The sequence below is a fragment of the Bradyrhizobium sp. SOJA106 genome (assembly GCF_059448745.1).
The window spans coordinates 4,751,183-4,773,671 of sequence record NZ_CM182549.1 but is presented as its reverse complement, the minus strand read 5'-3'; the positions used below and the strand labels follow the sequence as shown (position 1 = coordinate 4,773,671).

The 22,489-nt window shown below is 64.2% G+C and carries 22 protein-coding genes; 13 read left to right on the top strand and 9 right to left on the bottom strand.

Annotated features, from left to right (window positions below; genetic code table 11):
- The first annotated feature begins 39 nt into the window (after positions 1-39).
- Positions 40-1,011, top strand: a complete 972-nt coding sequence (locus AC5V87_RS22080) for a tripartite tricarboxylate transporter substrate binding protein BugD (protein WP_456838297.1) — start codon at positions 40-42, stop codon at positions 1,009-1,011.
- Here AC5V87_RS22080 and AC5V87_RS22075 read toward each other — a convergent pair.
- The 3 genes from AC5V87_RS22075 to AC5V87_RS22065 all read right to left on the bottom strand — a co-directional run bounded on the left by AC5V87_RS22075 (position 998) and on the right by AC5V87_RS22065 (position 4,135).
- Positions 998-1,387, bottom strand: coding sequence for a response regulator transcription factor (locus AC5V87_RS22075; RefSeq protein ID WP_456838298.1), 390 nt, complete (start codon positions 1,385-1,387; stop codon positions 998-1,000). The genes AC5V87_RS22080 and AC5V87_RS22075 overlap by 14 nt on opposite strands.
- 97 nt (positions 1,388-1,484) lie before the next feature.
- Positions 1,485-2,156, bottom strand: coding sequence for a response regulator transcription factor (locus AC5V87_RS22070; protein ID WP_456838299.1), 672 nt, complete (start codon positions 2,154-2,156; stop codon positions 1,485-1,487).
- Positions 2,153-4,135 carry a PAS domain-containing sensor histidine kinase gene (locus AC5V87_RS22065; protein ID WP_456843328.1) on the bottom strand — a complete coding sequence of 661 codons (1,983 nt, stop codon included), beginning with the start codon at positions 4,133-4,135 and terminating at the stop codon, positions 2,153-2,155. The genes AC5V87_RS22070 and AC5V87_RS22065 overlap by 4 nt, the downstream gene beginning before the upstream one ends.
- 1,096 nt (positions 4,136-5,231) lie before the next feature.
- Here AC5V87_RS22065 and AC5V87_RS22060 point away from each other — a divergent pair.
- Positions 5,232-5,420 carry a hypothetical protein gene (locus tag AC5V87_RS22060; RefSeq protein ID WP_495367744.1) on the top strand — a complete coding sequence of 63 codons (189 nt, stop codon included), beginning with the start codon at positions 5,232-5,234 and terminating at the stop codon, positions 5,418-5,420.
- Positions 5,417-5,779 carry a hypothetical protein gene (locus AC5V87_RS22055; protein ID WP_456838301.1) on the top strand — a complete coding sequence of 121 codons (363 nt, stop codon included), beginning with the start codon at positions 5,417-5,419 and terminating at the stop codon, positions 5,777-5,779. Before AC5V87_RS22060 ends, AC5V87_RS22055 begins: the two co-directional genes overlap by 4 nt.
- Before the next feature lie 175 nt (positions 5,780-5,954).
- On the opposite strand, the gene AC5V87_RS22050 is transcribed toward AC5V87_RS22055, so the two are convergent.
- Complete coding sequence (locus AC5V87_RS22050; RefSeq protein WP_495367743.1) at positions 5,955-8,141, bottom strand: transglycosylase SLT domain-containing protein; 2,187 nt, start codon at positions 8,139-8,141, stop codon at positions 5,955-5,957.
- A gap of 305 nt (positions 8,142-8,446) precedes the next feature.
- Here AC5V87_RS22050 and AC5V87_RS22045 point away from each other — a divergent pair, with 305 nt between their 5' ends.
- The 6 genes from AC5V87_RS22045 (at position 8,447) to AC5V87_RS22020 (ending at position 14,550) form a co-directional block, all read left to right on the top strand.
- Positions 8,447-10,183, top strand: coding sequence for an adenylate/guanylate cyclase domain-containing protein (locus AC5V87_RS22045; protein WP_456838302.1), 1,737 nt, complete (start codon positions 8,447-8,449; stop codon positions 10,181-10,183).
- A gap of 104 nt (positions 10,184-10,287) precedes the next feature.
- Positions 10,288-10,464, top strand: a complete 177-nt coding sequence (locus AC5V87_RS22040) for a hypothetical protein (RefSeq protein WP_456838303.1) — start codon at positions 10,288-10,290, stop codon at positions 10,462-10,464.
- Between the two features lie 152 nt (positions 10,465-10,616).
- Positions 10,617-10,829: a hypothetical protein gene (locus AC5V87_RS22035; RefSeq protein ID WP_456838304.1), complete on the top strand. Its 213-nt coding sequence runs from the start codon at positions 10,617-10,619 to the stop codon at positions 10,827-10,829.
- A 104-nt stretch (positions 10,830-10,933) separates the two neighbouring features.
- Positions 10,934-11,191 carry a hypothetical protein gene (locus AC5V87_RS22030; RefSeq protein ID WP_456838305.1) on the top strand — a complete coding sequence of 86 codons (258 nt, stop codon included), beginning with the start codon at positions 10,934-10,936 and terminating at the stop codon, positions 11,189-11,191.
- An 820-nt stretch (positions 11,192-12,011) separates the two neighbouring features.
- Entirely contained in the window at positions 12,012-13,736 is a 1,725-nt protein-coding gene (ilvD, locus tag AC5V87_RS22025; RefSeq protein ID WP_456838306.1) for a dihydroxy-acid dehydratase, read from the top strand.
- Positions 13,723-14,550: a tetratricopeptide repeat protein gene (locus tag AC5V87_RS22020; RefSeq protein ID WP_456838307.1), complete on the top strand. Its 828-nt coding sequence runs from the start codon at positions 13,723-13,725 to the stop codon at positions 14,548-14,550. The genes ilvD and AC5V87_RS22020 overlap by 14 nt, the downstream gene beginning before the upstream one ends.
- A gap of 125 nt (positions 14,551-14,675) precedes the next feature.
- Here the strand turns inward: AC5V87_RS22020 and xth are convergent, their stop codons facing one another.
- On the bottom strand, positions 14,676-15,473 hold the full coding sequence (gene xth / locus AC5V87_RS22015; RefSeq protein ID WP_495367742.1) for an exodeoxyribonuclease III: 798 nt from the start codon (positions 15,471-15,473) through the stop codon (positions 14,676-14,678).
- Positions 15,474-15,609: 136 nt separating this feature from the next.
- Between xth and AC5V87_RS22010 the strand changes: the two genes are divergently transcribed.
- Positions 15,610-17,940 carry an ATP-binding protein gene (locus AC5V87_RS22010; RefSeq protein WP_495367741.1) on the top strand — a complete coding sequence of 777 codons (2,331 nt, stop codon included), beginning with the start codon at positions 15,610-15,612 and terminating at the stop codon, positions 17,938-17,940.
- 60 nt (positions 17,941-18,000) lie between these two features.
- On the opposite strand, the gene AC5V87_RS22005 is transcribed toward AC5V87_RS22010, so the two are convergent.
- Entirely contained in the window at positions 18,001-18,975 is a 975-nt protein-coding gene (locus tag AC5V87_RS22005) for a Bug family tripartite tricarboxylate transporter substrate binding protein (RefSeq protein WP_495367740.1), read from the bottom strand.
- Positions 18,976-19,071: 96 nt separating this feature from the next.
- Between AC5V87_RS22005 and AC5V87_RS22000 the strand changes: the two genes are divergently transcribed.
- Complete coding sequence (locus AC5V87_RS22000) at positions 19,072-20,004, top strand: LysR family transcriptional regulator (RefSeq protein ID WP_495367739.1); 933 nt, start codon at positions 19,072-19,074, stop codon at positions 20,002-20,004.
- A 138-nt stretch (positions 20,005-20,142) separates the two neighbouring features.
- Here the strand turns inward: AC5V87_RS22000 and AC5V87_RS21995 are convergent, their stop codons facing one another.
- Positions 20,143-20,589: a hypothetical protein gene (locus AC5V87_RS21995; protein WP_495367738.1), complete on the bottom strand. Its 447-nt coding sequence runs from the start codon at positions 20,587-20,589 to the stop codon at positions 20,143-20,145.
- 46 nt (positions 20,590-20,635) lie between these two features.
- Positions 20,636-21,109 carry an Lrp/AsnC family transcriptional regulator gene (locus tag AC5V87_RS21990; protein WP_456838313.1) on the bottom strand — a complete coding sequence of 158 codons (474 nt, stop codon included), beginning with the start codon at positions 21,107-21,109 and terminating at the stop codon, positions 20,636-20,638.
- 129 nt (positions 21,110-21,238) lie between these two features.
- Between AC5V87_RS21990 and AC5V87_RS21985 the strand changes: the two genes are divergently transcribed.
- Both AC5V87_RS21985 and AC5V87_RS21980 read left to right on the top strand, forming a co-directional pair.
- A complete protein-coding gene (locus AC5V87_RS21985) occupies positions 21,239-21,484 on the top strand; it encodes a DUF6356 family protein (RefSeq protein ID WP_495367737.1) in 246 nt (81 codons plus the stop codon).
- 155 nt (positions 21,485-21,639) lie between these two features.
- Entirely contained in the window at positions 21,640-21,828 is a 189-nt protein-coding gene (locus tag AC5V87_RS21980) for a DUF4272 domain-containing protein (protein ID WP_456843329.1), read from the top strand.
- Positions 21,829-22,044: 216 nt separating this feature from the next.
- On the opposite strand, the gene erpA is transcribed toward AC5V87_RS21980, so the two are convergent.
- A complete protein-coding gene (erpA, locus tag AC5V87_RS21975) occupies positions 22,045-22,374 on the bottom strand; it encodes an iron-sulfur cluster insertion protein ErpA (protein ID WP_456838315.1) in 330 nt (109 codons plus the stop codon).
- Positions 22,375-22,489 lie beyond the last annotated feature (115 nt).

Sequence of the window (22,489 nt, the reverse complement as noted above, 5' to 3'; positions counted from 1 at the left end):
GTGAAGAAGAACGACAACGACATCGCTGGGGAGAACACTATGAAGAAGGCCATCTGGGCCGGGCTGATCGGTATTCTCGCTCTCACTGGCGTCGCGCGCGCCGACGACTATCCCTCGCATCCCATCACCATCATCGTGCCCTTCGCGGCGGGCGGTCCGTCGGATGCGATGGCGCGTGTGCTCGCCGAGCGGATGCGCGTTTCGCTCGGCCAGCCCCTGGTGATCGAGAACGTCACCGGCGCGGGCGGCTCGATCGGCGTCGGCCGGGCCGTGCAATCGCCGCCTGATGGCTACACCATCTCCTTCGGCCATCTCGGCACCCATGTCGCCAACGGGGCCGTCTACAAGCTCAAATACGATCTCGTTGCCGATCTCGAGCCGGTGGTGCTGCTGCCCAGCAACCCCATGATCGTGGTCAGCAAGAACGCGGTGCCCGCGACCTCCCTCAAAGAGCTGCTCGAGTGGCTGAAGTCGCGGCCGTCACCGCCGACCGCGGGCACGGCCGGCGCGGGCTCCGGCAGCCATATCGCCGGCGTCTATTTCGAGAGCGTGTCCGGCATCAAGCTGCAATACGTGCCGTATCGCGGCACCGCGCCCGCGTTGAACGATCTCATCGCCGGCCAGATCGACCTCATCGTCGACCAGACCTCGAACTCGATCAACCAGGTCCGCGCCGGCACCATCCGCGCCTATGCCATCACCGACGACAAGCGCCTGGCCTCGGCGCCCGATATTCCGACCGCGGAGGAGGCGGGGCTGAAAGGCTTCAACATGACGCTGTGGTCGGGGATGTGGGTGCCGAAGGGCACGCCGAAGGAGATCGTCACCAAGCTCAATGCGGCTGCCGTCGAAGCGCTGAACGATCCTGCGGTCAAGAAGCAGCTCGAAAGCCAGGGCCTGGAGATGACGCCACAGGATCAGCTCACTCCTGAAGCCTTGGGTCATCGCCAGAAGGCCGAGATCGCCAAATGGTGGCCGATCATCAAGGCGGCCAACATCAAGGTGGATTGACGGATCCGCCTGCCGCCAGCGCCCGGTCCAGGCATTGCATCATATCGGTCGGCGCGAACGGCTTACCGAGAAAACAGATTGCTCCGGCTTTGAGCGCGCGCGCACGCACGCTCTCATCCGGGAAAGCCGTGATGAAGATGAACGGCGTCGCCGAACCCTGCGCCCGCATCTGCGTCAGCAGATCGATTCCGGTCATGAGCGGCATCTGCACGTCCGCGATCACGCACGAGGTGCCGGTCGAGTCCGTCGAGCGCAAAAATTCCTCGGCGGAGGCGAATGTGTGGACGGTGTATCCGCGGGATTCCAGGAGATTGTTGACTGCGGCCCGCACGTACGGGTCATCGTCAAGCACCGAAATGACCGGAGGCTCTGACAAGACGTCCACTCCTAGCCCGGGGTTACGCGCTTGCCGTCGCCGCGGCTACAGATGAGCGCGCAGGGTGGACCCGCCGGTCACCATTGGAAACTCATACTTAGGTTTGTACGTCGGACTTGCCGGGTCGAATTCCGAGTGCCTCGCTCATCCTCACGAGGTCGGCCAGCGACTTCGCGCCCATTTTCCGCATGATCTGGCCGCGATAGATCTTGACGGTGATTTCCGCCAATCCGAGCTGGGCGGCCACTTGCTTGTTCATCAAGCCGGACGTCACCAGTTTCAATACGTCTCGCTCCCGCGAGGACAGTGACTCGAAGCGTGACTTGACGGTCGAGACCGTCTTGTTGAGGTCGCGGCGCCTGCGGTCTCGCTCGATCGCGGCCTGGACGGCATCCAGGATGTCCTGGTCGCGCACCGGCTTGGTCAGAAAGTCGATGGCGCCGCTCTTCATGGCCCGAACGGTCATGGGAATGTCACCATGTCCCGTGATGAAGATGACAGGCGTTTGGATATTTGCCTTGGCAAGGTCCGACTGCAGGTCCAGGCCGCTGGCTCCGGGCAGGCGGATGTCGAGCACCAGGCAGCTGGGGACTTCCGGCGGTTTGGCCTGGAGCAGTTGCGGTGCCGAGCCGAATGCTTCGACCTTGAGGCCGACCGACTCGAACAGATTGGTGAGCGCACGGCGCATGGACACGTCGTCGTCGACGATGAAGACGACCGGCTGGTCGCCATCCTCCTGCGACGGCGAAGGCCCCGCGCGCTCGGTCACGATGTTTCCTCCCGATGGCGGGGCAGGGTGATCTGAAAAGTCGCGCCACGGTCCTGGTTCGATGCGGCGGAAAGTCGTCCGCCATGGGCTTCGATGATCGAGCGACAGATCGACAGGCCCATGCCCATGCCGGACGATTTGGTTGTGAAGAATGGCGTGAACAGGCGGTCTACCGCCTGCTCACAGATGCCCACTCCGCAATCGGTGACGCTCACCAGCACCGTCTCGTCATCACCCGCTGCTGCGCGGATCGCCAGTTCGCGCGGACGATCATGGACGCCTTCCATGGCCTCGATACCGTTCATGATCAGGTTGATGAGGACCTGCTGCAATTGGATCCGATCGCCAAAGATCTTGGGCAGCGCGGACGACAGCTCCATTCGGATCGACACCGCGTGGCTTGCCATCTCGCGCTGAACGAGCGCGACGGCCTCGCGCACGACCACGTTAGCGTCGAGTGGAGCCATCTCGATGTCGGACCGCTTGGCGAGCGCCCGCACGCGGCGGATCACGTCGCTGGCGCGGGTGGCGTCCTCGATGATCCATTCCACGGAGCGGCGGGCCGCTTTGAAATCGGGCGGATCGCGCTGCAGCCAGGTGAGGCATGCGTCGGCGTTCGCGGTCACTGCGGCGAGCGGTTGATTGATTTCATGGGAAATCGAGGCGGTCAGCTCACCCAGCGTCGTGACGCGCGTCACATGGGCAAGCTCGGCCTGGGCCTTGCGCAGCGCCTCTTCGGCCTGGTCCGCCCGGATCGCCGCGGTGACGTCGGTGCAGACGCCGCGATAACCCAGAAAATTTCCGTCAGCGTCGAAGAACGGCTTGCCGCTGGTTCGGACGTAGATCGGCTGCCCGTTGCGGTCCTTGCTGCGATACACGAGGTCGCGGAATGGGACGTGGGCGTCGAGCGCGGCCCGATGTTGTCGCCATTTTTCCGGTTCGAGATCTGCGTCTGGAGCGATGTCCCAGCGCGTGAGCCCGATCAGGCCCGCGGGCGCGCTGACGGTGTCGGAGTGCTCCGATATCAAGGTCACGCGATGGTCTGGTCCCGTCTCCCAGAACCAATCGGACGCGGTTTCGGCATAGTCGCGAAAGCGCTGCTCGCTCTCACGAAGCCTGCGCTCGGCCTCCTTGGTTGCCGTGATGTCGGTCACCGATCCCACGAACTCCACGTGACCGCCGGCATCGCGCGTGGCCCGTGCCACGGCCCGGACGTACTTGATGGAACCGTCGGCCATCACGAGCCGATATTCGTGATCGTAATCTTTTCCCTCGCGTGCGGCTCGGCCGGTGGTGCGTTGCACCGCGAGCCGGTCCTCCGGATGGATCCGCTCGAGCATGACCGGGATTTGTGGCTCGCTCCCCTCATCGCATTCGAAGATGCGATAGGTTTCCCTGGACCAGGTGATCTCGCCGGTCGCGGCCCGCCAGCCGAAACTGCCGGTGTGGCTCAATTCCTGCGCCTGGGCGAGATAGGCCTCGCTCTGTCGCAGCGCATTCTCCGCTTCCTTGCGCTCGGTAATGTTCTCGCAGGCCACCAGCACGATCGGATCCCCGTGGGCCCGCTGCATGGCTTTGGCGTTCTCGCGCACCCACAGCACCGACCCGTCCTTGCGCACCTTCCGGATTTCCCAGGTGTGCGACTGATCGACCGTCTCGAGGCACAGCGCGACGCATGCGCGGACGAAGTCGCGATCTTCCTCGAAGAAGACATCCAGCACCGATCGGCCGATCAACTCCGCGGCCGTATAGCCCAGTTGCGCGGCGCCGAATGTATTCACGTTGATCACGGTTCCGCCCGGATCGACCATGAAATACATGACAGGATTGTGCTCGAAGACTTGCTGCCACTGCTTGACCGCCTCGAGCAAGCCGCCATCGGGATCGGTGTGCGGCTTGGCCGTTACAGTCTGCCTGACGCAGCCGGCGAGGAATTGCGCGGCTGATTTCCCGAATGACGCTGCCCGGCGAGGCTTCATCGCAGACGCTCCCGGCAATCTATCTGCGTGACGACGAGTAGAGCACGTTGCCGCGAGAGGAGCAATTCCGGCCAAAGTCGGATTGGGTGGTGGCGCTCACCCCTGAACTGACCGCTCGCCGCACTGGCGATCGCGGAGCGTCGGGTACGCCATGCGCTCAGAGTTTCACCGTGGCCGTGTAGCCTGAGCGTCGTGCGCCGTCTCGTTGAGAATCGATGAGCGAGCTCCCGCGCGAATACGGACAAACCTAGGTATAGCTCCTCCAATCCTAGTCATGTCGGGCATTTACCTCCGTACAATTGAGCGCTTCGTGCCCTGCGGACTACCCTCACGATCAATCGGGAGTGTCGACCAGCCGACGCAGCGAGCGCACGATGACGGGTCTGGAGCTTGCGGCCGAGGCCGCACTTCTCGACAGGCAACCGCAACAGAGGGAGAGAGCAATGTGCGATGCATCCGTACTTCCTGAGCGTGGCCTATCCGGGTCCGAACGTTGCTCTTCGATCAAGGGCTGTGCTGTGTGCGGCGGCAAGTTCGGACTGATCCGCTACTACTCGTGGCGCACCGCGCTCTGCTCGAAGACGTGCGTCGATCGCTTCCGCAGCCGCCGCGAGCGCGACCGCCGGTGGCTGTTTCGGGCTCAGTGCGCCTGAAGCTGAATTGGAGAGCTGACATCGTTTCCTAGGTCTGATCCGGGAGCCCCTACGTTGAACCGCGCATGCAAGCTTTTGTGGTCGATGGTTCTCCTCTGCTCCACCGCGACAGTCCAGGCGCAGGAGACGGGACACGGTGCCTCTCATCGCCAGCACCCGCCTCAGGACCAGGAGCTGCACGAAAAGTTCTATTCGACCTGGCGCATGCCGGATAATCCGAGCCTGAGCTGCTGCAACAGCGCCGACTGTTATCCGACCGAGATCAAGTACGTCGACGGCAAGATCTTTGCACGACGCAGGGAGGATGGGAGGTACATCCTCGTCCCGCCGCAAAAAGTGGAGCGACACAGGGACAATCCGGACGGCCGAAACCATCTTTGCGCTCCACCGCCCGCACTGTCTCCGTTGGACAGCGTTTACTGCTTCGCCTTGGGAGGTGCCACATGAGATTCGTCTTCGTGCTGGTGAACGACCGGACCCCGTTCCGGCAGATCGGGTGCATGCAGTGCTGCGAGCCGATCAGCGACAGCTATCTCCGCGAGATCGCGACCGGTCTGCGTTATTGCGACCATCAGTGCTACGCGTTGTTCTGCGAGGCCCTGACGCAAGATCGCGTGAGGGCGGCTTCATGAAATACGTGCTGGTCAATCACGAGCCCCCGTTGCGCGCGGCCACGTGCGGCACATGTTCGCGGTCGATCCGGACCGGCTATGTCCGGCATGTGCGGACCCAGCAGCGCTACTGCGACTACGAGTGCTACCGGCGAGGCGAACTCGCGACATTGTGGATGCAATGGCCGACGCCCGCACGCACGGAGCTGGCCGCCGGAAACGTCGAGGCCGCCGCTCGAAGCATGATCGAGACGTTGACGGTCCTGAGTGCCATCTCGTGCTGGAGCTACACGATACAGGCCTGGACCTTCGCAAGAGCCTTGACCGGCGCATATTTGGACGGGCGCGACCTGATCACGGCGGAAGGAGGTGATCCCTAAAGCATGATCCGGAAAAGTACGAAGCGGTTTTCCGAAAAGATCATGCGCACACACCAAGCAAAAGCGCGATGACGTTTCGTTCTGATCTCATCGCGGCTTAGCCGCGCGACCGCACTCGCGTGGAAGCCGCAGCAACGATAGCCTTGCGAGCGCCGTGTCCAGCCCCGGCGGCGTCCTAGGGAGCGGTTGCTGCGGCCGCCACGGGTGCGGTTGCGCCGGCCTGGTGCGTCACCACGCGCTGATCGCTCTTGCTGGCGACCACGCCGCTATCCTCGAACCTTGCGCGATACACCAGCACGTTCTCCATCACGCGCTGGACGTAGTTGCGGGTCTCTGACAGCGGAATGCGCTCGACCCAGTCGACCGGATCGACATTGGGATCCCTGGGATCACCGTGCGCCTGCACCCATTCGCGCACCCGGCCGCGGCCGGCATTGTAGCCGGCGAAGGTCATGATCTGGTTGCCGTGATATTCCGACAAAAGCGCACTGAGCTCGGCCGCGCCCATCTGCGTGTTGTAGACGGGGTCGGAGACCATCCGGTCCCAGTCATAGGTTAGGCCGAAGCGTTTTGCGGTGTCGCGTCCGGCTTCCGGCGTCACCTGCATGAGGCCGACCGCGTTGGCGGGCGACTTGTCGCGCTGATCGAACGAGCTCTCGGTGCGAGCGACCGAATAGATCACGCTGGTCTCGATCGGGGGCGCGAGCTGCTTGTGCTCGGGGATGCCGATGGTCGGGAAGGCGTAGTGGTCGAGCGCGAGCCCGCGCGCCAGCGCCGACTTGCCGACCTCCAGCATCACGCGCGCGTCGTTGCGCCGGCCGGCGAGCTCGCCGAGCGCTTCGAGCGCCGCGACGTCAGTGCTCTCCTTGGCGAAATCCTCGGCATAGTAGAACACCATGTCGCGCTCGCCGATGCCGTAGAGCATGTCGGCGGCGCGCACGCGCTCGTCGGCTGGTGGCGTGTCGGCGGAGGCCAGCACGGGCGAGGGCGCCCGCAGCTCGATGCGGTCGATGCCGAGCTTGGCGCGCGCGAGCTGGCCGTAATAGGCGGTCGGATAATGTGCCGCGGCCTGATAGCTGATGCGGGCGTCGGCGGTTGCACCCATCGCCTCGGCGGCGCGGCCGCGCCAGTAATGCGCGCGTGACAGCGCGATCGGATTGGCCGAGCCTTCGTCGATGGCCGCGAAGTGCACCATCGCCGTCCTGGGATCGTCGAGGTAGCGCAGCGCGATCCAGCCGCACATGAAGTGATAATCGATGCGGTAGACTTCCTTCTCGGGCACCGCCGCGGAGCGCACCACAGCGTAGGCGGTCTTGAACTTGCCCTGGTCGAGCAGCTTTCGCGCCAGCAGGCGCCGCTCGCGCCACCAGGCGTCGGTGTCCTGCGCCGCCATCGTGCCGGGCGCGGCGGCGAGGATTACCTCGGCTGCGTCGTCGATCCGGTCCTTCTGGAGATGCCACTGCGCGCGGCACAGCACATAGCCGAGATCGCCGCGCGCATCGGCGGGCACGTCGTCGAGATAATCCTTGGCCTTGTTCGCCTTGCCGTTGACGGCAGCGCAGGCCTTGACGATCGCGAGCGCATCCTCGCCGAGCCGTTTTGCCGCGCGCCGCGCAGCGCCATAGTCCTTGGCGCCGAGGCGCTTGTCCATGCGCGCGCGATGATCGTCCGCGGTGAGGAGATCGCGGAACGCCTCGTAGGAATCCTCCTCGCTGCGTTCCGACAGCTCCTCACTGCGCCAGGCCTCACGCACCAGACGTGCGGCCCGATCGGCATCGCCCTCGCTCAGCAGCGCGCGGGCGAGCGCAAATTTGCCCTTGGCACTGGTCGGCCGGTCCATCGTGAACTTGTGCACGGTGGCCGCATCGCTCTTCTCCTGCCACAGCCGCGCTTCGGCGCGGCGGCGCAGCAGCGCGCTGCTCGGCCAGTCCGGATTGGCGGCGAGGAATGCGGCATAGCGCTTGAAAGCTGCCGTGCTCTCCGAATGACGCAGCATGAACCAGTCGGCGAGCTTCTGTCCGGCGGGATCCGCGATGCGGTCGCGCGCGGCGTTCGCATCGTCCGTCTTGCCCTTGCGGGTAAGGTCGATCGCGTCCTTGAGCGCGGCGAGATCGCCGGTCAGCGGCGGCGGGGCCGGCTTGTCCGCGGGCTCGTCATCCTGCTTCTTCGATTTGCGCTTGGCCTCGGCATGCTTGCCGTGCCGCGATTTGGACGTGGCGTGGCGCTGCTTGCCGGCTTTCGCCTCATGCGTCTTCTTCGGCACGGATGATTTGTGACTGCTCTTCGCCGCCACTTCGGTGGGAAGGAAGGCCATCGCGGCCACGGCAACGACACACGCGAGCGAGCGTAGGCACTGGTTCATTGGATGGTCCCCCTGCGAAACCACTACAAACCAAGGTCCGCGACGACATGCGGCTTGAGAATCAAGGACGACACCAGAACGATGTCCCGACATCGTCTCGCATTCCTCACGCTCACGCAACAATGCGGCAAAATACGGATGCAAGGGGGAACTTCGGGAACGGCGGAAATTTAACCTTCCTTAACGAATGGGCTCGCGCGGCGGTTGCGGCGGCCGGCGGCGCCATGACGGGGCGGATTGCGCGTGTTCCCGCCGCCAAATCCGCTATATTGAGTTCCATCCGTCCTTTCAGCAGCCCATCGCTCATGCCGCTTTTCAACCAGTCGATCCGGCGCAAGATCGTCGGCATCGCCCTCGGATTGATCGTCCTGATGCTGGTCACCTCGATCCTGTCGATGGTGATGTCGAGCCAGGTTGGCGTCCTCCTGGACGAGCTGACCAACCGCTACATCCCGGCCTATGGCGATCTGGCGCGCGCCAATATCCGCTCGCTGGAGCGGGCGGTGGCGCTGCGCCGCATGGTGATGATGAAGATGCAGTCGCCGACCGACGAGGAGGCCTATGCGGCGCGCCTGCGCGAGTTCGAGGAGGCCGATCGCAAGATCGAGGAGGAGGCCGAGCGCGCGCGCAAGCTGATTAACGCGATCATCGACGATACCAGGACGCCATCGGACAATGCCGCGCTGGCGCGGATCGAGACCCGCATCGAGACCGCCGTCAGCGAGCTGCGCCGCGATCAGGACGCGGACCACGCAAGGCTGCTCAAGCAGATCGAGGCACAGCAGATGGCGGAGGCGCGCACTACGCTCGAGCATATCGACGCGCTGCGCGACCAGTTCAACCAGAAGATCGATGCGATTCGCGCCGACATGCTCAAGCAGGTCTTTGCCGCGACGTCGACGGTGATCGGTCATCAGCATCAGGCGATCATCGTATCGGGCATCGTGACATTGCTCGCAGCCATTGTCGGCTTTGTCTTCGCGCTTTTGGTCTCCAGCGGCATCACGCGCCCGGTGCGGCTGCTGCTCGCCGGCACCCGCGAAGTCGAGGCCGGTCGCTTCGACAGGCCCATCACGGTCTCGACAAGGGACGAGATCGGGGAGCTCGCCGCCGCCTTCAACCGCATGGTCGAGCAGCTCCGCCAGAACGAGCGCATCCGCGAGACCTTCGGCCGCTACATCGACCCGAAGGTGGTGCAGGGGCTGATCGACCGCCCTGAGGTCGCCGTCGAGGGTCAGCGCCGGGTCATGACCGTCATGTTCTGCGACATGAGCGGCTTCACCTCGATGAGCGAGGGCATGACGCCGCGCGGTCTCGTCAAGGTGATGAACCACTATTTCACCGTCATGTCCGGTCCGATCAGGAGCAATCGCGGCGTCATCGACAAATATATCGGCGATGCCGTCATGGCCTATTGGGGCCCGCCCTTCATCGAGGAGGACGAGCCCGCGCTGCTCGCCGGCCTTGCCGCCATCGAAATGGCCGAGCAGGTGCCCGCGCTCCAAAGGCAATTGCCTGACCTGCTGGGCATCCGCGCTATGCCGGCGCCGTGCGACCTGCGGATCGGTATCGCCACCGGCGAGGTCCTGACCGGCAGCATCGGCTCCGAGCTGATGATGAGCTTCACGGTGATGGGGGACGCGGTGAACCTCGCCTCGCGGCTCGAGGCCGTCAACAAGGCTTACGGTACCCGCATCCTGATTGCGCAGGCGACCGCGGAGGCGATCGGCACGCAGCTCGAGCTGCGCGAGATCGACCGTCTCGCGGTCGTGGGCCAGACCATGCCGCAAGCGATCTTCGAGGTGATGGCACGGGCCGGTGCGCTCACCGGCGCGCAAACCAGCCTGCGCGCGCATTATGCCGAAGGCCTCGCCGCTTACCGTGCCCGCCGTTTCGACGCAGCGCGCGCCGCCCTCAACGCGGCGCTCGAAGCCATCCCCGGCGATGGTCCCTCGCGCACGCTGCTCGGCCGCATCGCGCAGCTCGAGACCGATCCCCCGGACGAGGGGTGGGACGGTGCCTGGCGGCTGGAGCAGAAATAGCGGCGCCGCCGGAATAATTGATTGTACTTCATAACGATGTTCGCCGTGACCTATTTCGCGGGCTTAGGTTTGCTGTCCCTCAGGCGTTTAATGGGGACACGCCGATGACAGAACTTCAGGACAGGCTGGAACGGTTCGAGACGCTCACCGCCGAGTGCGAGTTGATCACCAAGCTCGCCACCGACAGTGCCAAGCGCGAGTTCTATCTGAAACTCTCGGAACAGTATCGCCAGCTGGCGCTGGACACGCGGCAGGCGATCGCGACCAGGGCCGCGGCCTGACGCGGGCAGCAATCCGTTCTTAATGTTTGGCGCGCATGCTTGCCGGATGTGAGCGTCGCGGTTTGCGGTTGCTTGCAGCGGGAATGCCGGGGTGCGTTGCGATGCAGCGTTCCCTGATCACATCCTTTGCCGATCGCTCCCGGGGCAATCGCATGCGCCTTCTTGCGGTGATCATCTTCGCGTTGATGACGGCGGCCTGCAATCAGGAGCAGGACATCACCGGCTCGACGTCGGCGTGCCCGATGCGGACCTACAGCTCCTTCAATCCCCGCGACATGAACCAGTGCGTTGCCGCCTGCAAGGCGTGCGACCATGGCAACACCGTGACCTGCACCACCTCCTGCACCCTCAAAGGCGCGCACTGAGCCACCGAGCGGTGAGGCTTGCAAGCGTTGACGGTGCTGCGCCACCGGAACGATTCACATGCGTTAATCATTGAAGGGGCGGGCAGGACGCGGAGTCCTATGGAATGGGTATGCTCGATCCCGGCCGGTTCCTGGTGTCGTGCTCGCATTGCGACGCCTGGCCGATGGCGGCCAATCTGAAACGCTCGAGCTGGTCGGCGTTGCCGCGCGAAGTCCGTTTCGTGTGCCCGCGCTGCCGCCGCGAAGAGACCGCCATCGTCGCCGCGTCCGGCGAACTGACGCCGATCAAGCGCATCGAAGTTGCGCCACGCGACGTGGCCGTCGCCTGGGCGCAGGCCCAGCGCCCGCGGGGGCGGAGCTGAGCGGCAAGTCGACCGGCATTTGGCGACTCCGCGGCTCGTCGCGTGGAAACGGATGGACTGCACCGACGATGAATCGGCGATCTCTCGTGCCGCGAAACTCGTCGGCGGCCACGACGTGGAGCTCTGGCAGCTCGACCGGCCGGTCGCGACATTCGAAGCGCAGTCCGGACACATGCAGATAATCCTGGCTCGTTCAGGGCGGACGTCTCGCCCTATCAGGACGTGTTGCCCGACGGGCAAAACACCCGTGTTGGCCGTCAATCCCTCGGTGAAAATATTCGACTTTAGCGAAATTCGGATTTCTCGCAGGTATTGCCCATCCCGGCCTCATCCTTGAGGGGCTTCGCTGCGCTCTACCTCAGACGTTGTACTCCGTCATTGAGAGCGCAGCGAAGCGATCCATCATCGTAGGATGGAGATGGTGGGTGCTTTGCACCTCTGCCCGGCCTACGGCACTGACGGTGAAGGCATCGACTCAACCTGAATATGCGCGGCCATCGCGCCGAAGCTGGGAGCGCTCCTCGTGTCATAAAATCTCAAGTTGTGGATTGTCATCTTCGCGAGGTATCGAGGTAGGCGAATCCGTGTCTTCCTGGTAACGATTGTGCTATCCACGCAACACTCATGGCGGATTTAACCCTCATCGCCGCCGGTTCGCATCGGCGCCGCTTTTTGGCCACACCTGAACATGAATAAAATCGCTCTAAAGTTTGAGAGACGGCGGCGGTCCGAACAAGGCGACTGGAAATCCCAAGGTCGATTCAAATCTTGGCTCTGATTTTTCGGGTCTGAAAGGGTTGGCCGGGGAAACTGGTTTGCAATGGACGCGAAGGCCAACATCAAGCAGAGGCTGCCGAGCCGTCACGTGACGGAAGGCCCAGCGCGCGCGCCGCACCGGTCCTATTTCTATGCCATGGGTCTGACCACCGAGCAGATCCACCAGCCCTTCGTCGGCGTCGCCTCCTGCTGGAATGAAGCCGCGCCCTGCAACATCGCCCTGATGCGCCAGGCCCAGGCGGTGAAGAAGGGCGTCGCGTCGGCCGGCGGCACGCCGCGCGAATTCTGCACCATCACCGTCACCGACGGCATCGCCATGGGCCATGACGGCATGCGCTCCTCGCTGCCGTCGCGCGAATGCATCGCCGACTCCGTCGAGCTGACCGTGCGTGGCCATGCCTATGACGCCCTCGTCGGGCTCGCCGGTTGCGACAAGTCGCTGCCGGGCATGATGATGGCGATGGTCCGTCTCAACGTGCCCTCGATCTTCATCTATGGCGGCTCGATCCTGCCCGGCAATTTCCGCGGTCAGCAGGTCACCGTGCAGGACATGTTCGAGGCGGTCGGCAAGCACTCGGTCGGCGCCATGTCGGACGAGGATCTCGACGAGATCGAGCGCGTGGCGTGCCCCTCGGCAGGCGCCTGCGGCGCGCAGTTCACCGCCAACACCATGGCGACTGTCTCAGAGGCGATTGGGCTGGCACTGCCTTACTCGGCCGGTGCTCCGGCACCCTATGAGATCCGCGATGCCTTCTGCATGACCGCGGGCGAGAAGGTGATGGACCTGATCGCGGAGAACATCCGGCCGCGCGACATCGTCACCCGCAAGGCGCTGGAGAATGCCGCCGCCGTCGTCGCTGCATCGGGCGGCTCGACCAATGCTGCACTGCACCTGCCGGCGATCGCACACGAAGCCGGCATTAAGTTTGACTTATTCGACGTCGCCGAAATCTTCAAAAAGACACCTTATGTCGCGGATTTGAAGCCGGGTGGCCGTTATGTCGCCAAAGACATGTTTGAAGTAGGTGGCATACCGCTTCTGATGAAGACGCTGCTCGACAACGGATTTCTCCACGGCGACTGCATCACGGTCACCGGTCGAACGATCGCCGAAAACCTCAAAAGCGTGAAGTGGAATCCGCACCAGGACGTGGTGCACCCGGCAGACAAGCCCATCACCGTGACAGGCGGTGTGGTCGGTCTGAAGGGCAATTTGGCGCCAGAAGGTGCGATCGTGAAAGTCGCGGGAATGTCCAACCTCAAGTTTACCGGTCCGGCCAGGTGCTTCGACCGCGAGGAGGATGCTTTCGAGGCGGTCCAGAAGCGCACCTATCGCGAAGGCGAAGTCATCGTGATCCGCTACGAGGGGCCCAAGGGCGGTCCCGGCATGCGGGAAATGCTCCAGACCACCGCGGCGCTGACCGGCCAGGGCATGGGCGGCAAGATCGCGCTCATCACCGACGGCCGCTTCTCCGGCGCCACCCGCGGCTTCTGCATCGGCCATGTCGGGCCGGAGGCGGCGGTCGGCGGCCCGATCGGGTTGCTCGAGGACGGCGACATCATCGAGATCGATGCGGACGCCGGTACCCTTAACGTAAAATTGAGTGACGCTGAGCTCGCTCAGCGCAAGACCAAATGGAGCGCTCGCGCGACTAACCACACGTCGGGTGCGCTCTGGAAGTATGCTCAGCAGGTTGGACCAGCGGTCGGGGGGGCAGTAACCCATCCGGGCGGCGCGCACGAGAAACAGTGCTATGCGGACATCTAGGCGTGCCATTGTTGCGTTTGTGTTCGGGGCCGGTGCGCTGGCCGCGCCGGCGCTCGCCTTCGACGGCGCGCCGGTCAACAAGGACGCCGCCATCCCGGTCGTGACCACCTTGCCGGGTGCCGCGCCCGCGGTGCGCAGCAAGGTGCCGGCGCCGGTGACCGCTCCCCAGGAGACCAGCCTCAGCGCGCTGCAATACGCCGCCGAAGGCGGTCATCCCATCGCGCAGTGGAAGCTCGGCCGCATGTACGCCAATGGCGACGGCGTTGCCCAGGACGACGTCCGCGCCTTCGAATATTTCAGCCGGATCGCCAATGCGCATGCCGAGGACAGCCCGTCGGCGCCGCAGGCGCAGGTGGTGGCGAACGCCTTCGTCGCGCTCGGCCGCTATTATCTGAGCGGCATCCCGAACTCCAAGATCAAGCCGGACCAGGACCGGGCGCGGGAGATGTTCTCCTATGCGGCCTCCTATTTCGGCAACGCGGACGCCCAATACGATCTCGCCCGGCTGTACCTGAAGACGCCGGACGCCTCGCGCGAGGATTTCCGCTATGGCGCACGCTGGCTCGGCCTTGCCGCCCAGAAGGGCCAGCACGAGGCCCAGGCGCTGCTCGGTCAGATGCTGTTCAACGGCGACCGCCTGCCGCGGCAGGCGGCGCGCGGCCTGATGTGGCTGACCCTGGCGCGCGACAGCGCGGGCACTGATGAGACCTGGATCAAGGAAAGCTACAACCGCGCTTTCGCCAAGGCCTCCGACGACGATCGCGCCATGTGCCTGCAAATGCTGGAACAGTGGGTGCAGGGCCGCCGCGAGTAATCACATGACACTGTCATTCCGGGGTGGCTCGAAGAGCCGAACCCGGAATCTCGAGATTCTCAGGTGCGCAATTGCGCACCAGAGTTCGATGCTTCGCATCGCCCCCGAATGACGACGCTAATGAGTTACGCCGCCTCCACATCCAGATCCGCCCAAACCGGCACGTGATCCGACGGCTTCTCCCAGCCGCGCACATAGCTGTCGATCCCGACATTGGCGAGCTTGTCGCTGGCTTGCGGCGACAGCAGGAGATGGTCGATGCGCAGGCCCTGGTTCTTCTGCCAGGCGCCGGCCTGGTAATCCCAGAACGTGTAGAGCCCGCCCTCATCGGTGACGGCGCGCAGGGCGTCGGTGAGGCCGAGGCCGAGCAGGGATTGAAAGCTCTCGCGCGTCTCGGTCTTGAACAGGGCGTCCTCAGTCCACGCCGCGGGATTGTGGACGTCGCGGGCGTGTGGAATCACGTTGAAGTCGCCTGCGAGGATCAGCGGCTCCTCAGCCTTGAGGCGCTCCTTCGAATACTCAAGAAGCCGCGACATCCATTTGAGCTTGTACGGATATTTCTCGGTCCCGACCGGATTGCCGTTGGGCAGATAGAGGCAGGCGATGCGCAGGACCCCACGCTTGAGCGTCACCACGCCCTCGAGGAAGCGGGCATGCGCATCCTCGTCATCGCCGGCGAGCCCCGACTTGGTCTCGTCGAAGCGGAGTTTTGAGAGCAGGGCGACGCCGTTGAATGTCTTCTGCCCGTGCGTGACCACGTTGTAGCCGAGCGCCTCGATCTCCAGTCGCGGGAAGGCCTCGTCGACGCATTTGATCTCCTGGAGGCAGACGATGTCCGGCTGGCATTCCTGCAGCCAGGTCAGCAGCGGCTCGATGCGCTGCCGGACCGAGTTCACGTTCCAGGTGGCAACTCTGATTGACATGTCGGCAAGGCTCCGGACCAAGGGCCATTGATAGAACAAACTGCAAACACGCCCGTCAAGGACACCGCAAAATCTCCCACAAAATTAACCCGGCTTAAGCAGGCCGCAGGCCATTGATACGGAAAAGGTTCCGCGGATGGGATGGCCGGATAAATCGTTGGGACGGACTGAGCCGCGCGACGGCCTCATCGGCGCCTTCCGGTATCGGCTCGGCGGTTTCGAGATCGAGGACGGCCTGACCGCCGGACTCGGTGAGCGCGAGCTGCGCCGCATCCGCGCCAAGCAGATCGATGCGGTGATGCTGGCTATGCCGGTGACGATGGCGGTCACCATGCTCAACGTTGCCATCGTGCTGATCCTGTTCTGGGGCAGGGGCTGGAACGACTTTCTCGCGACCTGGGGCATGACCCTTGCTGTCACCGCCTCGCTCGCCGTGCGTGCCTGGCGGCGCTCGCACCAGAGCCCGCCGCAGGAGGCCTCGCCGCGCGCCGCGCGGCAGATGCTACGGCAGGCGTTCTTCCTCGCCGCGGTCTGGGGCACGCTGCCGCTGGCGCTGTTCAGCCGCATCGAGCCGACCAGCCAGCTCATCCTGGCCTGCCTGATGGTCGGCATGATGTCAGGCGGCGCCTTCACGCTGTCGACCTTCCCTCGCGCTGGCCTCGTCTATCTCGCCACCATGACGGTCGCCTGTGCGGGCGCGATGCTGATCTGCGGCAGCGGGCCGTATCTGGTGACCGCCATGTTCCTGCTGCTGTTCGCGTTCTTCATGGCGCGCAACATCGTCTCGCAGGGCAACCTGTTCCTCGGCAATCTCAAGGCCCAGCTCGAGCTCGAACAGCAGACCGAGATTATCTCGCTGCTGCTGAAGGACTTCCAGGAGAACGCCAGCGACTGGCTGTGGCAGACCGATGCCGAAGGGCATCTCGTCGACGTGCCCCAGCGCTTCGCCGACGTCGCGCAGCTGCCGCTCCCGCTCCTGAAGGGCTCGCATTTCTCCGACGTGCTCGACATGCTCTGCCCCGAGGACAAGGCCGCCGCCTACAACGTCGTCGGCCTGATGGAGCATGCCGAGCCGCTGCACGAGATGAACCTCAAGGTCGTCGCTGGCGGCGAGGCGCGGCTGTGGTCGCTGACCGCGAAGCCGGCCTATGACCGTGACGGGCAATTTTTGGGCTATCGCGGCTTCGGCCGCGACGTCACCGAGCGCTGGCGCGCCGAAAAGGCCGAGGCCGAGAGCCGCGCGAAGTCGGATTTCCTCGCAGTCATGAGTCACGAGATCCGCACGCCGATGAACGGCGTGCTCGGGCTCGCCAGCATGCTGCTGGAGACCAAGCTCGATCCGGAGCAGCGCGAGGCGGTCACCACGATCCGGGAGTCCGGGGACAACCTCCAGCGCATCCTCAACGACATCCTCGACCTCTCCAAGCTCGAGGCCGGCCGCTTCCAGTTCGAGGCGATCGATTTCGCCCCGCAGGCATTGGTCGAGACGGTCGCGACCGTCGCGCGCGCCAGCGCCACGAGCAAGGGGCTCACAGTCAAGGTCGAGCTCGATCCGAACCTGCCGCCGACATTGCGCGGCGACGTCGCGCGCATCCGCCAGGTGCTGCTCAACCTTGCTTCCAACGCAGTGAAGTTCACCGATAAAGGTGAAGTGGCGATCTCGGCGACCTGCCGGGCGCGCCGCGACCTGCTCGCCACCGTCGAATGGGCCGTAACCGACAGCGGCATCGGCATCGCACCCGAAAAGATTGGCCAGCTGTTCAGCGACTTCGCCCAGGCCGACGCCTCGATCAGTCGCCGCTTCGGCGGCACCGGGCTGGGGCTCGCGATCTCCCGGCGCATCATCGAGCAGATGGGCGGCACGATCGGCGTCACCTCGACGCTGGGCGAGGGCTCGACCTTCCGCTTCACATTGGTGCTGCCCTGGAGCCAGGCGCAGGCGTCCGACCTGGTGGCGGGCGCCGACGAGGCCGACGCGCTCAAGGCTCGCATCGCCACCCTCGACCGGCCGCTCAAGGTGTTGGTCGCCGAGGACGATGCGGTCAACCGCATGGTCGTGAGCAAGATGCTGGGGGCGTTCGATGTGGAGCTGAAGGTCGTGACCGACGGTGTTCAGGCCGTCGCGGCGGCCTCAGAGGACGATTACGACATCGTGCTGATGGACGTGCGCATGCCCGAGATGGACGGGCTCGCCGCAACCCGCGCGATCCGCGCCCAAGGCGGGCGCTTCGACACGTTGCCGATTATCGCGCTGACCGCCAACGCCTTTCCGGACGACGTCAGGATCGGCCGCGAGGCCGGCATGTCGGACTTCCTGGCCAAACCCTTGCGCAAGCCGGCGCTGGCCGCAGCCTTGCTGCGTGCGCTGGATGGCTACGCGATGTCGGAGGGCGCACCGCTTCAGCCGGAGCTGATGCCGGCTGACGTGGAGTGGACGGACGAAGAAAGGCAGATGACAGGCGGCTGAAGCTTTCCATAAGGGCCGAGCCACCGGATCGCGCATCATGATAGCCGCCGGCTGAGCCCGTCAATTTGCCTTGATGGCGGCCTCGCGGATGACCTTGGACCATTTCTCGCTTTCGGCGCGAAACAGCTTCGCGGAGTCCTCCGGAGTGGTCCCGACCACCGTGAACCCAAGCGCTGCCATTTTTTCCTTGATGTCGGGGAGAGCCATGGCGCGAATGACCTCGCGGTTGAGCAGCGCGATAACCTCTTTGGGCGTCCCGGCCGGAACGACAAACGCGAACCACCCTTCGCCCTGAATCTCGGGGTATCCCGCTTCGGCCGTGTCCGGCACGTCGGGCAGCGCCGACGATCGCGTCTGGCTGGTGACGGCGAGGGCACGCAGTTTCCCTTCGTGGATATGCGGTACTGCGGGCGGTAACGACGTGAACGCGATCGGAGTGTGACCCGCCAAGGTCGAGCCGACCGCCTGGCCCGCGCTGTTGAAAGGGACATGCACAAGGTCGAGCCCCAGTGACAGACGAAACAGCTCGCCGATGAGATGCGGCGGCGTGCCGGTGCCGGGTGACGCGAAGCTGTATTTCGCGCCGCCCGCCTTGATAAGCGTGACCAGCTCGCTCAGATTCCTGGCCGCCAGCGAAGGATGGATCGTCACCACCGTGGGCGCACTCACCGCCACCGTCACCGGCTCAAAATCCTTGTAGGGATCGTACGGCACCTTGTCGTACATCGCCGGATTGACGACGATGTTCGGCGGCACGACGAGAACGGTGTAACCATCGGCGATGGCCCTCGCGCCCTGACCCATCCCTATATTGCCGCCGGCGCCGCCGATATTCTCGACATAAAACTGGTTTCCGAGTTGCTCGGAGAGCTTCTGGGCAGCAAGGCGGGCGAGGATGTCGGCTGGACCGGCAGGCGCGTATGGTACCAGCAGGCGCACCGGCCGGGCGGGGTAGGTCTGCGCCGAAGCTGATAATGGCAGAGCTGCAACCGAAGCGGCCGTCAGCATCAGGAATTCACGCCGCAAGAGCACCATGTGGAGGACCTCCTCAAGCGGGATCGGAGATATCATCCGGCGCGACCGTCCGGTATTATATGCATTCGGCAAAATCGATATCGCGGGAGATATGTCGTGGAGTTGCGCCACCTCCGTCACTTCGTCGCCGTTGCAGAGGAAGGCCACATCACGCGCGCGGCCGAGCGGCTCGGCATGCAGCAGCCGCCGCTCAGCCAGCGGATCAAGGCGATCGAGAACGAGCTCGGTGTGCAGCTGTTTCGCCGCAAACCGCGCGGTGTCGAGCTCACCGCGGCCGGACGCGTCTTTCTCGATCGCGCGCGTTCGACCCTCGCGCACTATGACGGCGCATTCGAAGCGACTCGCAGCGCGGCGCGCGGCGAGCAGGGACGCCTCTGTATTGGCGTACTGCCCACAACACTCTTTCATCCCTTCGTACCGTTTGTCATCCGAGCGTTCCGGGCGGCCTACCCGCAGGTGTCGGTGACACTTGACGAATGTCTCCGTGCGGAAGCCATCGAGGGCCTGCGGAATCAGCACTTGGACATCGCCTTTCTCCGCAGCGCGCTGGATGTCCGAGAGGACTTCCTCGTTTATCCGCTGCTTCGCGAGCCGATGATCGCGGCATTGCCGAGTGACCACCCGCTCGCCCGGAGCGGGCGCCGCGCCGCGTCGCTTTCCCTGAGGGACTTGGCCGACGAGCCATTCATTATCTATGCGCGTCAACTCGGGCCCGCCTTCTACGAGACGACGATGGCGGCCTGCCTCAGGGCGGGATTTACTCCGCGCCTTGGTCAAGAAGCCCCGCGCATCACGTCGGCCCTCAGCCTCGTGGCAGTTGGGCTCGGTGTGTCGCTTGTGCCGGCGTGCCTGCAGAATATGACAATGAACGGCGTCGTGTACCGCAGGCTCAAAGGTCCGGTTCAGCCAAAGGCCGTGCTGATGCTCGGCTTGCGGCGGGGCGATAGTTCCCCCGTTGTTCGCAATTACGTCAGCCTCGTTCGGAAGACTGCGAAGACATTTCGCTCGCCCCTGGAAGAGACGACATAGCGTAATGTTTCCTTGGGGCATTCGCGTCGATATTGCCGGGTGCGCCGTCGCGGCCGCTGCTGAGCTACAGAGGCTTGCGCCGGCAATTTTACGCGGTGCAGCGCTAAAGTTTTCCGTAGATTCGTGCCGCGACAGCCTTCAGGCGCTCGACCGAACCGGACTCCGAATGCCGCTTGACCGGCGCGAGCAGGATCGAAGCCTGCCCGCCGTTCTTGCAGACATAGATGTTGGCGGCGTTGCCGTTGCCCTGGTGCAGGAATGCTCGCCGAACGCTTCACGGCCGAGCTCGGGGATCGCCACGTACTGGCAGGGACCCGGGCGTTTCATCATGCCGATGGCCGTGTCGCCCGAGGTCGCGATCACGGCAACTGTCATGGTGTTGGCCTCGCGATCGAACATGATGCAGCTGCCGGCGCCGGTTCGCTGGACCTGCAGCGTACTCTTGTCGAGGAATCCGTCGGCATCCGCGGCCGTGAGCCATTCGCAGTCGCCGAACCGCTCGCTGGTCTTGATCACATTGCCAATGGCAACGCGCGCGGCTTCGGTGACAGGTCCGAGCAGCGTGTTGTCGGCGGCCGATCGCATAGCCAGTCCATCGCGTGCACGTGGCCCCCAGCCGGATGCTACGGCTTCACCCGCGCCGCTCGGGCGCATAGTCGAGCGGCAGCACCGTCGTCGCCTTGATCTCCTGCATGACAAATGACGACGACACGTCCGCGAGCGTGATCCTCCCGATCAGGCGCTGGTAGAGCCTGTCATAGGCGGCAACATCCGGGATGACGGCCTGCAGCAGATAATCGACGTCGCCGGTCATGCGGTAGACGCCGATGATCTCGGGAATGTCGCGCACGGCGTTCGAAAACCGCTCGAGCCAGCTCGCGCTGTGCTCGGTGGTGCGCAGCGCGATGAACGCGGTCAGGCCGACGTTGATGCGGCTTGCGTTGAGCAGGGTCACGCGGCCCTTGATAACGCCGTCATCCTCCAGCCGCTTGATGCGGCGCCAGCAGGCGTTGCGGGAAAGTCCCGCCCGCTCGCTGAGCTCGTCCAGCGACAAGGCAGCGTCATGCTGTATGAGGTTGAGGAGTTTGCAATCCGTTTCATCCATTATCCCAATAATGCATTAAATCATCGTCCAAATTCAACCAATATAGGGTTGATCGTGTGATATTTGGGACATCCTCTTGGCCCGAATCCACTAGGGATTGCAGGCGAACCGCGCCCCCTGGAGTCCCGCATGCAAACCACCCTGCACCGGCTATTTCTGTCCCATCCGCAGAGCGTAGATGAATCCTACGGCGAGCATTTCCTGTTCGCGCTTGGATTTGCGGCCCGCCTGTTCGGCGCCGCATTGGCGGCGCTGGTGCACGCGATCATTCCCTGCCTGTTCGAGACCACCGCCAGCCGCATGATCGGGCAGATGCACGAGCGCATCGCGCGTCGCGGCCACGCGCTGCAGCCCGCCGCACCGGCATCGCCGTGAGGCCGTTTCGTCGATCATGAGGCCTCACTGGCGGCGGTCCCACCCAGATGGCCGCGCCGCGGCCGATGAAGACGGGCACTATCGCTTCGCCGTGGCGCAATGATGCCGCAGTCTTGCGCGCGCTCCAAGCGGCAAGGCTGCGATAGGCATGCTCGATCTTTGTCGCTGCCGATCAGGCCGATCTGATCTACAGGTACCACTGGGCTGTTAGGAACGCCCGCATTAAAGGACAGCCGGTACCGGCAGCTCTAGATCCTGGCGTAACGGAAGAAAGACACCACGCTTTGAACTGGCTTATCGGATACAGGGAACAAGCGTGGGATCATGTCACGACTGACACCTGACACTCGACTGCGGCAGGCCCGCTTCGACATGGGGCCGTATCCAACCCGCGCCGCGTGCGCGTCTGGTCGAGCTCACCGCCCGTGGGGACCTCGCCATGATCACACCTTACCCCCGTTTTGCCCGACGCGTCAATTCATTTTCGTAAAAGACGAAATGCACCATGCCGGCGTCCCGGCTACTGTGCATGGGGTTGTTTTTCAGATTTTGGCTCGGGACTAGATCGAGAAGCTGGTGCCGCAGCCGCAGGACGCCGTCGCGTTCGGATTGTTGACGCGGAACGAAGCGCCGATCAGGTCGTCGACGAAATCGACCTGCGATCCCGCGAGGAACGGCTGTGAGGCGGAATCGACCAGCACCACCGCGTTGTCCTGCTCGATGACGAGGTCGTCGTCGGTGCGGTCGCGGTCGATGTCGAACTTGTATTGGAAGCCGGAGCAGCCGCCGCCCTCGACCGAGATGCGCAGCATCGCGCCTGCGCCTTCGCCTTTGAGGATCTCCCCGATCCGGCGTGCGGCGCGGTCACTGATGGTCACGGCAGTCGTCATTGTCAGTCTCCGATAGGCCCGCGTCATACCAGGTTCATTTGCCCAATTCAGTTGGTATCCCGCGCCCGACATAGTTAAGTGCCACCAGACGCAGAATCAAATGGATAGGGACTAA

What these genes read in the sequence shown, in the direction of transcription:
- AC5V87_RS22080 (WP_456838297.1), top strand. Translation starts at nt 40, where the DNA reads ATGAAGAAGGCCATCTGGGCCGGGCTGATCGGTATTCTCGCTCTCACT.
- AC5V87_RS22065 (WP_456843328.1), bottom strand. Translation starts at nt 4,135, where the DNA reads ATGAAGCCTCGCCGGGCAGCGTCATTCGGGAAATCAGCCGCGCAATTC.
- AC5V87_RS22060 (WP_495367744.1), top strand. Translation starts at nt 5,232, where the DNA reads ATGAGATTCGTCTTCGTGCTGGTGAACGACCGGACCCCGTTCCGGCAG.
- AC5V87_RS22055 (WP_456838301.1), top strand. Translation starts at nt 5,417, where the DNA reads ATGAAATACGTGCTGGTCAATCACGAGCCCCCGTTGCGCGCGGCCACG.
- AC5V87_RS22050 (WP_495367743.1), bottom strand. Translation starts at nt 8,141, where the DNA reads ATGAACCAGTGCCTACGCTCGCTCGCGTGTGTCGTTGCCGTGGCCGCG.
- AC5V87_RS22045 (WP_456838302.1), top strand. Translation starts at nt 8,447, where the DNA reads ATGCCGCTTTTCAACCAGTCGATCCGGCGCAAGATCGTCGGCATCGCC.
- AC5V87_RS22040 (WP_456838303.1), top strand. Translation starts at nt 10,288, where the DNA reads ATGACAGAACTTCAGGACAGGCTGGAACGGTTCGAGACGCTCACCGCC.
- AC5V87_RS22035 (WP_456838304.1), top strand. Translation starts at nt 10,617, where the DNA reads ATGCGCCTTCTTGCGGTGATCATCTTCGCGTTGATGACGGCGGCCTGC.
- AC5V87_RS22030 (WP_456838305.1), top strand. Translation starts at nt 10,934, where the DNA reads ATGGGTATGCTCGATCCCGGCCGGTTCCTGGTGTCGTGCTCGCATTGC.
- ilvD (WP_456838306.1), top strand. Translation starts at nt 12,012, where the DNA reads ATGGACGCGAAGGCCAACATCAAGCAGAGGCTGCCGAGCCGTCACGTG.
- AC5V87_RS22020 (WP_456838307.1), top strand. Translation starts at nt 13,723, where the DNA reads ATGCGGACATCTAGGCGTGCCATTGTTGCGTTTGTGTTCGGGGCCGGT.
- xth (WP_495367742.1), bottom strand. Translation starts at nt 15,473, where the DNA reads ATGTCAATCAGAGTTGCCACCTGGAACGTGAACTCGGTCCGGCAGCGC.
- AC5V87_RS22010 (WP_495367741.1), top strand. Translation starts at nt 15,610, where the DNA reads ATGGGATGGCCGGATAAATCGTTGGGACGGACTGAGCCGCGCGACGGC.
- AC5V87_RS22005 (WP_495367740.1), bottom strand. Translation starts at nt 18,975, where the DNA reads ATGGTGCTCTTGCGGCGTGAATTCCTGATGCTGACGGCCGCTTCGGTT.
- AC5V87_RS21995 (WP_495367738.1), bottom strand. Translation starts at nt 20,589, where the DNA reads ATGCGATCGGCCGCCGACAACACGCTGCTCGGACCTGTCACCGAAGCC.
- AC5V87_RS21990 (WP_456838313.1), bottom strand. Translation starts at nt 21,109, where the DNA reads ATGGATGAAACGGATTGCAAACTCCTCAACCTCATACAGCATGACGCT.
- AC5V87_RS21985 (WP_495367737.1), top strand. Translation starts at nt 21,239, where the DNA reads ATGCAAACCACCCTGCACCGGCTATTTCTGTCCCATCCGCAGAGCGTA.
- erpA (WP_456838315.1), bottom strand. Translation starts at nt 22,374, where the DNA reads ATGACGACTGCCGTGACCATCAGTGACCGCGCCGCACGCCGGATCGGG.